Origin of the sequence: Aerococcus mictus, assembly GCF_003286595.3 — a bacterium.
Classification (GTDB): Bacteria; Bacillota; Bacilli; order Lactobacillales; family Aerococcaceae; genus Aerococcus; species Aerococcus mictus.
In genome coordinates this window covers 1,762,760-1,774,793 of sequence record NZ_CP132985.1, presented here as the reverse complement: position 1 = coordinate 1,774,793, position 12,034 = coordinate 1,762,760, and the positions used below count along the sequence as shown (strand labels likewise).

The window sequence follows — 12,034 nt, the reverse complement described above, 5'->3', positions numbered from 1 at the left end:
TATGAAAGACATCTATACTGAAAAAGCCAAGACCGCGATTGGATTTGCCAAAGAAGAAGCTGAATACTTCCGTCATCCAGCCATTGGTAGCGAGCATATGCTTTTGGGCTTATACCGCGAAAGTGAAGGTGTTGCTCATGCCGTTTTAAGCGACTACTTGCCAAGTTATGAGAGTCTTCGCGAAGAGATTGAATTTGTGACCGGCTATGGGACCAGCGATTCAGCCAAGAGTCAGGAAGACTATGTGCAGTTTTCCCCACGCATGCAAGACGTCTTGAACCAAGCCAAAGACTTGGCCAAGTCTATGCAGGCTTCCTTAATTGGTACCGAGCACTTATTACTCGCCCTCATCAATGAGGAAACCCTGGCCAACCGCCTGCTGAAAAATCTCGATATAGATGTTAATCGTTTGCGTAGTGATGTCTATCAGATGCTGGGACAAAAAGAACCAGTCAGAAACCGGACTAAAAAGCCGCTGGGTAAGCAAAGCAAAAGCAAGACCCCGACCTTGGATAGTATTGCTAAGGACCTGACCCAAGCCGCTAAGGACGGCAAGCTGGACCCAGTGATCGGTCGCCAGCAAGAAATGCGGCGGCTCATGCAGGTCTTAAGCCGCCGAACCAAGAATAACCCGGTCCTGGTTGGTGAACCTGGGGTTGGTAAGACCGCCATTGTCGAAGCCTTAGCCATCCAAATGAGCCAACAGCAAGTCCCAGAAAACATGCTGGATAAACGACTCATGGTCTTAGATATCGGCTCTTTAGTTGCTGGGACCAAGTACCGCGGTGAATTTGAAGACCGCATGAAGCATCTAATTGAAGAAATTGAAGACCAAGGCAATATTATTCTCTTTATCGATGAAATCCATACCATTATAGGGGCTGGGGGAGCTGAAGGGGCTATTGACGCCTCAAACCTCCTAAAACCTGCTCTCAGTCGGGGACAAGTCCAATTGATCGGGGCTACTACCCTCAACGAATACCAAAAATACATCGAAAAAGATGCCGCCTTGGAAAGACGTTTTGCTAAGATTTTAGTTGAAGAACCTAGCCTAGCGGAGACGGAAGAAATCTTGAAAGGGATCCGGCCCGCCTATGAAAAACACCACCAAGTGGCCATCCCCGATGAGAGCGTTACCACTTGTGTGCGTTTAAGCTCCCGTTATCTGTCAGACCGCTTCCTTCCTGACAAGGCCATTGATGTTATGGATGAAGCGGCGGCTACCAAGCGGCTGGATAATCCAGTAGCCAATAGTGGTCGCCGGAAGAAATACCAAATCGAACAGGAATTGAAGCGACTTAACCAAGAAAAAGAATACCATGTCCGTAACCAGGCCTTTCAAAAGGCAGCCGCGGTCCATGCCCAACAAGCGAACTTAGTCAGAGAACTTAGTCGCTTGGAAGCAGACCAAGGCGACCAGGACAATCAAGACAGCTACGACTTGAGTTTGACCAGTCAAGACGTGCAAAACTTGATCCATGCTTGGACCGGCATCCCTGTTCAAGAACTGAGTCAAAGTGATAACGAACGCTTGATCCACTTAGAAGACCGCCTCCATGACCGGGTCAAGGGCCAAGACGAAGCGGTCAATGCAGTGGCCCGGGCTATTAAACGCTCACGCAGTGGTTTGGGACAAAGAAACCGTCCCATCGGTTCCTTTATGTTCCTTGGCCCAACTGGAGTCGGAAAAACCGAATTAGCCAAGACCTTAGCCGAAACCCTTTTTGGTTCGGAAGAGGCCCTGGTTCGTCTAGATATGTCCGAATACATGGAGAAATATTCTTCCAGCCGGATGATCGGTTCAGCACCAGGTTATATTGGCTATGAAGAAGGGGGGCAACTGACTGAGAAGATCCGTCAACATCCTTATTCCATTGTCCTCTTCGATGAAATTGAAAAGGCCCATCCTGATGTCTTTGACCTCTTACTCCAAGTCCTTGATGACGGTTATATTACCGATAGTAAGGGTCGGATGGTGGACTTTAGAAATACGGTGGTCATCATGACCTCCAATATTGGGGCCACTGAATTACGGGATGAAAAACTGGTCGGCTTTGGTCAAGATAACCAACAAAAAGACTATCAAACCATGAAAAAGCGGATCTTGGAAGCCTTGAAGAAGACCTTTAGACCGGAGTTCCTTAACCGGGTGGATGAAGTGATTGTCTTCCACGCCCTAAGTCAAGACAACTTGAAGGATATTGTCCGCAAATTTACCGATCAAATTTGCCAACAAGTGGAAGAACAAGGCTTGACCTTGCGCTTTACCAATGGGGCTATTAAGCGATTGGCTAAGGACGGTTATGACCCAGAAATGGGCGCGCGGCCAGTTCGCCGCCTCATCCAACGGCAAATTGAAGATGCTCTGAGTGACCTCTTGATTGAAGGGAAGGTCCAAGCTGGAGACAGCCTTCAAGTCGGCAGCCGCCAAGGTACTTTCTACATCCGTACTAAACATGGTGACGGCAGTGAAAGCCAGGCTGACCTGGACAAAGTGGAGGAAAGTCTGTCCCTAGGATAGTCCAAAGAAGACTTTATATCGCTTTTAGTGTATGATAAAGACAAGCTAAAAAAGAGGAGGGTTACTATGGACAAGACAACAAAATTAGTGTTAATTGGTTTAGGAACTGCTGCTGCGATTACAGCTGTTGTTGCCCTAGCAATGTATGAAGAAGACCAAAATCAAACCCTAAGCAAGGCTTGGGACGATGTTTCTAACAAGGCTCAAAAGCAAGGAAAACGTCTAGCAAAACAAGTTGATCAATTGGATTTACCTGAATGGGTAGAACGTTTTGCCTAAACGCTCACCAGTTAGAGCCTTAAAGAGCTAAAAAGCGAATCCTTTACTTAAAGCGGTGATGACGCGGTCATCCCGCTTTTTTGTTAGGGGCGTTAATTTTACTCTTAATGAGTATTTAATAAATAATTTTTAATATTAATAAAAGCTTTTTCTAAATGGCTCGATCCATGCTACAATAGATAAAAGTAATTTTTAACACATTGTATTTGACAAACAGTGAAGGAGGAAAAACGATGAAAATTGTTATATTAGGTGCCGGTGGTATGGGTTCCCGTTTTGGGTTAATGTTAAAAAAAGCCGGCAAAGATGTTACCTTACTCGACGGGTGGGATAAAAATATTGAAGCCATTCGTGAACACGGTATCCGTGCCAACTATAACGGAGAAGAGGTCCAAGTGGACATTGATATTTATCCAATTGATGACTTTGATCCGGACTTGAAGGCAGACTTACTGATTGTCTTTACCAAGGCCATGCAATTGGAGGATGCTATCCAAGCAACTCGCTCCATTGTAACAGACCAAACTAAGGTTTTATGTCTGATGAACGGGATTGGCTATGATGATATCCTCCGTAAATATTTTGATGATGAACAAATTGTCTTAGGAAACACCATGTGGACCGCTGGTTTAGAAGGCCCTGGTCGTCCGAAATTATTCGGTAATGGCTATGTTAACCTCCTTAACCTGGGTAAGAGCGAAGAGGCGGCAGCTGCTGCTAAAGACATCGTAGCTTTACTCGATGAAGCGGGTCTGAATGGGGTTTATGAAAAAGAAATTTTCTACCTGATCTACAAGAAGGTTTGCGTTAATGCAACCATGAATGGCCTCTGTACGATTTTAGAATGTAATATGGCTGATTTGGGAGACGCCCAAGCTTCCCACGACCTCATTAATCAATTAGTCAAAGAAGTGGTTGACGTGGCGAATGCAGAAGGTGTGGAAATGGACCTGGATGAAATGATTGAACACGTGGGTGAATGCTTCAACCGCGAAACCATTGGTGGCCACTTCCCATCCATGTACCAAGATTTGATCACCAATAAGCGCCTGACTGAAATCGACTATATTAATGGAGCCGTGGCTCAAAAGGGTAAGAAACTCAATGTACCAACCCCTTACAACCAATTCTTAACCAGCCTGGTTCATACCAAAGAACAATTACTAGGCGCTAAATAATCGATACCTAGCTCTTGACCATTGCCGTCAAGGGCTTTTTTCTTGGATAAACACTCCTACTTGCACGGATAAGTCAATATTGCTTATAATCAAGAGAAAGGAAAGAGAAAGGGGGATGAGCCATGGATGAGCGGGCAGACGATTTTATGCAGGCGGCCATTGACCAAGCCAAAAAGGCCCAGGCCATCGATGAGGTGCCGATTGGAGCAGTAGCTGTCTACCAGGGCCAGGTGATTGGACGAGGATATAACTTGCGGGAGCAGAGTCAAGATGCGACAGACCATGCCGAAATGCAGGCCATCCGTCAGGCCAACCGCTACTTAAATAATTGGCGCTTGAATGATGTTGACCTCTATGTCACTTTAGAGCCTTGTAGCATGTGCAGTGGGGCCATTGTCCTGAGCCGGATTCGCTGCCTCTACTTTGGGGCCAGTGATCCCAAGGCGGGAACCTGTGGATCCTTGATGAATTTGGTCCAAGACCCCAGGCTCAACCACCAAGTCGACTTAGTCAGTGGTCTAAGGGGAGAGGAATGCAGTCAACTCCTTAAAAGCTTTTTCAAGGACCTGCGTAAGCGTCGCAAAGCCGCTTCCCGTAAACCCAGGTCTTAGGGTTTGACAAGTTAGTCGAAAACATGCTAATATATACTTTGTCGAAAGACCGTACGACAAAGGCAAGGATGTGAACCGAGTCAGATCCGGAAGGAAGCAGCTATAAGCATTGCTTGTCTTGTGTTGTACGTTATGCACTTATTCAAGGTTGGGACAGAAGTTCCAACTTTTTTATTTTCAAAAAAATGACTAAGAATTTGCCCCTAATCCCTAAAAGCTTGCCTAAAAAACTGGCTTTGACGACTTATCTGACCGAGAACTATTTTATCTCATCCGTGGATATCTAGGGGGGATTTGGTTATAATGGTTGAGAATGAAGGAAGGGAGGCCATGATGAGTTATCAAGCTTTATATCGGAAGTGGCGGCCGCAAACCTTTGCTGATATTGTCGGCCAAGAAGCGGTTTCAAGAACCTTGAAGAACGCCATCAATCAAGATAAGACCAGCCATGCCTATTTGTTTAATGGACCGCGGGGAACAGGGAAGACCAGTGCCGCTAAAATTTTTGCTAAGGCGATTAACTGTCCCAATCAAAATGATGGAGAACCCTGCAATCAATGCCACCTCTGTCAGGCCATTACCGAAGGCCGCTTGGCGGATGTAATTGAAATTGATGCGGCCTCTAACAATGGGGTGGAGGAAATCCGTGATATCCGTGACAAGGTCCGCTACGCCCCTACCGAAGCGAACTACAAGGTCTACATTATCGATGAAGTCCACATGCTCTCAACCGGGGCCTTTAATGCCCTGTTAAAAACCTTAGAAGAGCCACCCAGCCGGGTGATCTTTATCTTAGCGACAACTGAAGCCCATAAAATTCCGGCGACGGTGATTTCTCGGACCCAACGTTTTGACTTTAAGCGGCTGTCTAACCAAGCGATTAAGGACCGGATGGCCTATATCCTAGACCAAGAAGGGGTGACTTATGAAGCTGAGGCCTTGGAATTAATTGCCCAAGATGCCAATGGGGGCATGCGGGATGCCTTGAGTTTGTTGGACCAGGTGATTTCTTTCTCCCAAGGCGAGATTACCACGGCCATGACCCGGCAAGTGACGGGGATTTTAAGTGATGAGCAAAAAATTGCTTACGTTGAAGCTCTAGGACAAGGCGATACTGACCAAGCCTTGGCCGTTCTAAGGCAGATCCTTCAAGCCGGCCGGGAAGCTAGCCGTTTTGTCGAAGAGATGCTGCTTTTTACCCGTGACCTCTTGTTAGCTAAGCAAAGTCAAGGGGCTAAAGATACGGAACTGATGAAAAACTACGACCAGTCTTTTTATGACTTGGCCAAGAACTTAGACCGCGATTTGATTTACCAAATGATGAAGGAATTTCGCTCGGTCCAAGAAGATATCCGCTTTGCCATCCAAGGCGATATTTATTTAGAAGTGGCTACCATTAAATTGGCCGACTTGCCTGCAGGGGATAGCAGTCCTTCTAGAGCAGCTATGCAGACTCCGAGTGATGGGGAATCTCAGCAATTGGCCCAGTTAAAGCAAGAAGTCCAAGCCTTAAAGCAAGCAATCGCCCAAGTAAAAGGGGGGCAAGGCCCTTCCCCGGCAAGCTCATCCCCTGCTAAAGAGGAAGCTAAGCCGGCAAGTGACAAGCGACCGAAAAAGGTCCAAGGGCAATTTAAGCCGGCCTATTCAGCTATCTATAAGACTCTGAGCCAGGCCACAAAAACTGACCTCAACCAGGTCAGCAGTGTTTGGTCTCAGGTGGTCGAATCTCTTCCTACCGTTCAACAGGCCCTCCTCCATCAAACGGAGCCGGTCGCTGCCAGTCCTGAGGCCTTTGTCTTGAGTTTTGACTATGAGATTTTCTGCCAAAGGGTTTTTGAGGATAAAGAATTACAAGAGACCGTCGCTACCCACTTACAAAATCAAATCAACCATCCCGGCCGGATGCTGGTGATGACAAGTGAGCAATGGCAGGAGGCTCGGGGACGCTATGTCAAGGCCTACCATGAAGGCCGTAAGGATGAACTGATCCAGTCCCAAGCCGAAAAAGAAAATAGTGATGCCAGCCAAGCCGATAGTCCGGCAAGTCCAGTCGCTTCTCAAGAAAGTGAAGCTCCTGTGGACCAGGAAGCTGATCGGCCACAGCCACAAGGAGACTCGTCTTCTGCTTGGCTATCACAGGAAGACCAGCAAGCCCAAGATCCGCTCACCCAAACCATGGCTGATCTCTTTGGGGCGGATAATGACAATGTTACCCTCAGCAATGATTAATCAAAGAAGGAAAGAGGAAATCAAATGGCAAACAATATGATGAACATGCAAAAAATGCTCAAAGAAGCTAAAAAGATGCAAGCAAAATTAGAAGAATCCCAAAAGGACTTGGAAAAACAAGTCTTTGAAGGCAAAGAACCTTCAGGCATGATTAAAGCCAAGGTAGGGGGCGACCGCCGGGTTAAGGCTATTGAAATGGATCCAGCCGTGATTGATCCTGAAGACCCTGACATGCTCAGTGATCTCCTGATTGCGGCAGTCAATGACGGTTTAAGTAAGGTGGATAGTGCTCAAGAATCGAATATGGGAAACCTTTCTAAAGGCTTTCCCGGCTTCTAGGAACTTGCTTTAGGGAGTGGGGGAGCTCAGACGCAATCAGTCTGAAGATTTTCCCACTTTTTTATATAGAAGGAGTTGAAAGCATGCAATATCCCGAACCGATCGCGCGCTTGATCGATAGCTTCAAGAAATTACCCGGGATTGGAGCCAAAACAGCGGCTCGTTTAGCTTTTTTTGTCTTGGATATGGACCAGGCCGATGTGAATGACTTTGCTGAGGCCTTGAACCGGGTCAAGCAGGAAATGACTACCTGTTCGGTCTGCGGTAATGTGACCCAGGAAGACCCGTGTTTAATTTGCCGGGATAATGACCGGGAGGGGTCGGTGCTGATGGTGGTTGAAGAGGCCCGTGACGTGATGGCCATGGAAAGAATGCAAAACTACCACGGTAAGTATCATGTTCTTCATGGCGTCCTCTCACCTATGGATGGGACCGGACCGGATGACTTAAATATCCGCTCACTCTTGCAACGCTTGCAGGATACCCAGATTCAAGAAGTAATTATTGCTACTAATGCGACCGCTGAAGGGGAGGCGACGGCTACCTATCTGGCCCGGTTAATCAAGCCCGCCCAAATCAAGGTCAGTCGGATTGCTTATGGTCTATCGGTGGGTAGTGACATTGAATATGCAGATGAGATGACCCTAATGCGGGCCCTTGATGGCCGTCAAGAACTCTAAAAGGAGGATTAGGATGCCAGGTGTATTTATCAGCTTTGAAGGACCGGATGGATCAGGAAAGACTACCCTAATCAAGGGTCTCAAGGCACGTTTGGACCAAGATTTAAAACAGGCTCCAATTTTTTCTAGGGAGCCGGGGGGAGATCGGATCGCTGAAGAAATTCGTGACATCATTCTCTCTCCAGCTAATATCGAACTCGATGCCCGGTCAGAGGCCTTACTCTATGCGGCGAGTCGTGCCCAGCATCTGGCCCAAAAGATCCGTCCTGCCCTAGCCGCTGGAAACATGGTCCTCTGTGACCGCTATGTGGATAGTTCCATTGCCTACCAAGGTTATGGCCGTCAACTGGGTGGCCAGGCTGTTAAGTTGATCAATGAATTTGCGATCGATGGCTTACTGCCCGATTTAACCCTCTACTGTGATATTTCCGCTGAGGAGGGCATTGCTCGGATTGAAGCCGGCCGGACTAATGAAATCAACCGCTTGGACCAAGAATCCATCGCTTTTCACCGCCGGGTCGTCCAGGGCTACCAAGATCTCTTGAAAGAAAGCCCGGACCGGATTGTTCCCATTGATGCTAGCCAACCCGCTGAGGTCATGCAAGCGACCGCTTATGAGTTGATTCGCCAACGTTTTCCCAAATTTTTTTCCTAGTAGAAAGGACAGCCCTAATGACGCAAGCCTTTGCCATTGAAGAAAAACAAAGCCAACTGGCCCAGTTGATGCGCCAAGTCATCCAGAATGGCCGTCTAGCCCATGCCTATTTATTTGAGGGGAATGCGGGTTCTGGCCAAGCCGACATGGCCATTTTTTTGGCAGCGGCTTTATTTTGCAGTCAAGAAGACAAGCCCTGTGGTCAGTGTGACCATTGCCAGCGGGTGATCCGGGGTGACCATAGTGATGTGGAATGGCTGACTAAGGATGCGAACAGTATTAAAATTGACCAAATCCGTGAGCTCAAGCACAACCTATCCCTAACCGGTTTAGAAGGTAGGGTCAAGGTCTTTGTAATTGAGGCAGCTGAAACCATGACGGTCCAAGCGGCCAATTCCTTGTTGAAATTTCTGGAAGAACCTCACCAAGATGTCTACATCTTCCTCTTGACCAATAATCGGGAGGCGATCTTACCAACTGTCCAATCCCGCTGTCAGGTGATCCACTTCCCCTCCCTAGCGGTTGACCAAGCCGTCCGCCTCTTTGTTGATCATGGGATTGGCAAAGCCCAGGCCCAAATCATTGCTTGGTTGACGACAGACTTGGATAGTGCCTTGGCTCTAAATGACAACCAGGTCTTCCATGACCAGTGCCAGCGCCTCGATCAGTGGCTCCAGCTCATTGTGGCTAGAGACGGGCGCGCCTTTACCATGGTGGCGACTGATTGGATGAAGCTCTCCCGCAGCCGCCAGGATAACCAGCTTTTGTTACAGCTCTTGACCCTTTTACTCAGGGATTGTCTCTTAATTAAGAGTCAAAGGGACCAGGAGACCCTAGACCAGGTTCTCGTCCGCCCCGATCTGAAGACCAATCGCCAGGCCAAATACCAGGCCTACCCAGAAGGCTTATTCCTTGACCTGCTAAAATTAGTGACCAAGGCGCAAAAAATGATCAAGCAAAATGTCAGCCCCCAGGCCAGTTTGGAATACTTTGTCCTAGAAGCCTGGAACTTAGAGAAAAAATACCTATAAGCTAAAGAAAAGTGCTTCTGGCAAGTTAGAAGATTTGCCAGAAGCACTTTTTTAATAAGCTAGTCTTGATAGTAAAATTGCTCTTTAAAGTCCTGATCTATCTTTCGGGAGAAGGCTAATTCAAATCCCAAACCCATAAAACCTAAGTGGTCATAGAATTGTCGGGCGGGACTATCCGCGTCACAGACTAAGATCAGCGTCTTGTCGTCCTGCTGAGCCTGGTCATAGGCCCATTCCACCAGCCAGCGGCCAATTTCTCTTTTCTGAAAGTCCTCTCTTACAGTTAGATGGTCAATCTCTAGGTAGTGGCGGGAAAGGATCACTTGCATAGCGGCGATGATTTGTCCTTGGTCAAAGACGGCAACCTGGTGAATGTTGTCCTTATAGAAGGCTTCTTGGTAGTAGCCCTGCATTTCCTCTTGGTAGGCCAAGCCATAGTCCTTGTCATAGTAGGCCTGGAAGGCTAGAAAGGCGGGGAGGCTGTCGGAGTTGATTTCTTCGAGCTCAAGTTGAGCGGACTGTCTTTTCTTATTGGGGTATTGGTAGTTCTCGAGACTAACCAGCTCAGTGATGGCCAACTGGTAGCCAGCTTCAGAGAGATAGGCATAGAGCTCATCATCAACCCCTTGGTTCATAGGCAAGTGGATATTGATTTCTGGCAGGTCAAATTCACTGGCATAATCCATATATTGTTCCTCGAGGATCAACCACTCGTCCAGACCTGGGTTAAAATCGAGGGCCATGAAGTTACTGAGCGGGACATGGCGGGCCGCTTGATTGGCAAAGATTTGGTAGAGTTCATTATCCTCATAATGACTGATCCAATGGTAAGTGGCATTAAGGTCTAACATACTTGCTCCTTCTTGCTGATTTTATCCTTAGTCTACTGGAAAAAAGCCCAAATGAGAATACGAGTGGCTTGATTTTTTCCTGCCTTTAAAAAGCCATAAAAAACTTCAGTCTCTGCCATCGAAAAAAATAGAATTATGATAAAATAGGTTTTGAGTTTAATGGTCTATCAGAATATGTAATAAGGAATGATAGTATGGAGACAAGAGATATTGTCACTCGCCTCAATACCCTCAGCGAGCAACTGGGCCAAATGCAGACCGAACTAGAGACAATTATCGATGAGTGGGGTAAAGAATTAATCAAAAATCAAGACCTACAGATGGAAAACCATTATTTAAGAGAACGGGTCAACCAATTATTAGCCAATGACCAGCCGGAAGAGAAGGAAGCTGCTCCCGAAGAAAAGGACGGACAACGCTCTCCTGCCTTACAGAACCTCTTAAATATTTATGAAGATGGCTTTCATATATGTAATATTTCCTATGGCCAAAGACGAGAAAATGCTGAGCAATGCATGTTTTGCTTAGATATTCTTTATGGCATGGAAGGTAAGCGTTAGGAAGGGGATTGGATGACGCTATTAGCCAATGAGCGCATTGATCAATTAAGCCAATTTGACCGGGAGATCATCCAAAGTGATGATACTTTTTCCTTGTCGACAGATGCCTTGTTTTTAGCCTATTTTGCCCGGGTGAGAAAGACCAAAAAGCAAAAAATTGTCGACTTCTGCTCTGGTAATGGGGCCATTCCCTTGATTTTATCAGCCATGACCGATGCACCCATTGAAGCCATTGAAATCCAGCCTGAACTAGCTGATATGGCTAGACGGTCGGTGGCCTTAAATCATTTAGAAGAGCAAATCACTATCCATACCGGCAATATCAAATCTGCTACTAGTCTGGTCAAGCCGGAATCGGTGAATGTGATTACCTGTAACCCGCCTTATTTTAAGGTCTACCCGGACTCTTGGATTAATCCCAACGATAAAAAGGCTCTGGCCCGTCATGAAATCGCCATGACCTTGGAAGATATTTTCAAGCAGAGCCAAGCCTTACTCAAGGAGCGAGGGCGCTTAATTTTGGTCCACCGGCCGGAACGCTTGACTGAAATGATCCAAGCGGGACTCAAGTACCGGCTTATTCCCAAGCGCTTGCGTTTTGTCCACCCTAAGCCCGATAAGCCGGCTAATACCCTCTTAATTGACTTTATGAAGAATGGCCAGGAAAAGGGCCTGCAAGTCCTTCCGCCCCTCTATGTGTATACCAAGGACAATGTTTATACGGAAGAAGTGAAGGCTTATCTCCACCAAGGATAATAAGCAGTCCCGCCACTACATGTATGTGCTTCTCTGTCACGATGATAGTCTCTATACCGGCTATACCACCGATGTTGACCGTCGGCAGGAAGAACATAATAGTGGCAAAGGAGCCAAGTATACCCGCCCAGCCAGCCGGCGCCCCTGTGCCATGGTCTTTGCCAAGGCTTTTTCTAGTCGCCAAGCGGCTACCCAGGCGGAGTACCGCTTTAAGCAATTTTCCCGTGCCGAGAAGATTAAACGTCTAAAGGCTTACGGTGTTAGTGACTTTCATTACCGACCGGGCATTTCCTGCCAGCGCGTCGGTTTAGATGATGACTACAATAGAGAAAGAAGGTGAGTCC

The 12,034-nt window shown here is 47.1% G+C and carries 13 protein-coding genes and 1 other RNA gene; 13 read left to right on the top strand and 1 reads right to left on the bottom strand.

The window, feature by feature from the left end:
- The first annotated feature begins 1 nt into the window (after position 1).
- The 10 genes from DBT49_RS08175 to holB all read left to right on the top strand — a co-directional run bounded on the left by DBT49_RS08175 (position 2) and on the right by holB (position 9,523).
- Positions 2-2,521, top strand: coding sequence for an ATP-dependent Clp protease ATP-binding subunit (locus DBT49_RS08175; protein WP_070558212.1), 2,520 nt, complete (start codon positions 2-4; stop codon positions 2,519-2,521).
- A gap of 66 nt (positions 2,522-2,587) precedes the next feature.
- A complete protein-coding gene (locus DBT49_RS08170; protein ID WP_013669259.1) occupies positions 2,588-2,800 on the top strand; it encodes a hypothetical protein in 213 nt (70 codons plus the stop codon).
- Between the two features lie 233 nt (positions 2,801-3,033).
- The gene (locus tag DBT49_RS08165) at positions 3,034-3,978 is read left to right on the top strand and encodes a 2-dehydropantoate 2-reductase (RefSeq protein ID WP_070558210.1); all 945 of its coding nucleotides are present in this window, start codon (positions 3,034-3,036) and stop codon (positions 3,976-3,978) included.
- A gap of 122 nt (positions 3,979-4,100) precedes the next feature.
- Positions 4,101-4,589 (top strand): tRNA adenosine(34) deaminase TadA, encoded by a 489-nt coding sequence (gene tadA / locus DBT49_RS08160; protein ID WP_070558208.1) that lies wholly within the window; start codon positions 4,101-4,103, stop codon positions 4,587-4,589.
- A 48-nt stretch (positions 4,590-4,637) separates the two neighbouring features.
- An RNA gene (gene ffs, locus DBT49_RS08155) (signal recognition particle sRNA small type) lies at positions 4,638-4,724 on the top strand.
- A gap of 168 nt (positions 4,725-4,892) precedes the next feature.
- Positions 4,893-6,818 carry a DNA polymerase III subunit gamma/tau gene (gene dnaX, locus DBT49_RS08150; RefSeq protein WP_070558206.1) on the top strand — a complete coding sequence of 642 codons (1,926 nt, stop codon included), beginning with the start codon at positions 4,893-4,895 and terminating at the stop codon, positions 6,816-6,818.
- A gap of 24 nt (positions 6,819-6,842) precedes the next feature.
- Positions 6,843-7,157: a YbaB/EbfC family nucleoid-associated protein gene (locus DBT49_RS08145; RefSeq protein WP_060778736.1), complete on the top strand. Its 315-nt coding sequence runs from the start codon at positions 6,843-6,845 to the stop codon at positions 7,155-7,157.
- An 83-nt stretch (positions 7,158-7,240) separates the two neighbouring features.
- Positions 7,241-7,837, top strand: a complete 597-nt coding sequence (gene recR, locus DBT49_RS08140) for a recombination mediator RecR (RefSeq protein WP_013669471.1) — start codon at positions 7,241-7,243, stop codon at positions 7,835-7,837.
- A gap of 13 nt (positions 7,838-7,850) precedes the next feature.
- On the top strand, positions 7,851-8,492 hold the full coding sequence (gene tmk, locus DBT49_RS08135) for a dTMP kinase (RefSeq protein ID WP_070558202.1): 642 nt from the start codon (positions 7,851-7,853) through the stop codon (positions 8,490-8,492).
- Positions 8,493-8,509: 17 nt separating this feature from the next.
- Complete coding sequence (gene holB / locus DBT49_RS08130) at positions 8,510-9,523, top strand: DNA polymerase III subunit delta' (RefSeq protein ID WP_070558200.1); 1,014 nt, start codon at positions 8,510-8,512, stop codon at positions 9,521-9,523.
- A gap of 59 nt (positions 9,524-9,582) precedes the next feature.
- Here holB and DBT49_RS08125 read toward each other — a convergent pair whose 3' ends face one another.
- Complete coding sequence (locus tag DBT49_RS08125; protein WP_070558198.1) at positions 9,583-10,374, bottom strand: GNAT family N-acetyltransferase; 792 nt, start codon at positions 10,372-10,374, stop codon at positions 9,583-9,585.
- Positions 10,375-10,568: 194 nt separating this feature from the next.
- On the opposite strand from DBT49_RS08125, the gene DBT49_RS08120 reads away from it, so the two are divergent.
- Genes DBT49_RS08120 through DBT49_RS08110 form a run of 3 tightly spaced genes read left to right on the top strand, consistent with a single transcriptional unit; the run spans position 10,569 to position 12,030 of the window.
- Positions 10,569-10,934 (top strand): DNA replication initiation control protein YabA, encoded by a 366-nt coding sequence (locus DBT49_RS08120; RefSeq protein WP_060778731.1) that lies wholly within the window; start codon positions 10,569-10,571, stop codon positions 10,932-10,934.
- Positions 10,935-10,946: 12 nt separating this feature from the next.
- The gene (locus tag DBT49_RS08115; protein WP_070558196.1) at positions 10,947-11,690 is read left to right on the top strand and encodes a tRNA1(Val) (adenine(37)-N6)-methyltransferase; all 744 of its coding nucleotides are present in this window, start codon (positions 10,947-10,949) and stop codon (positions 11,688-11,690) included.
- Between the two features lie 19 nt (positions 11,691-11,709).
- A complete protein-coding gene (locus DBT49_RS08110) occupies positions 11,710-12,030 on the top strand; it encodes a GIY-YIG nuclease family protein (protein ID WP_070558194.1) in 321 nt (106 codons plus the stop codon).
- Positions 12,031-12,034: the final 4 nt, after the last annotated feature.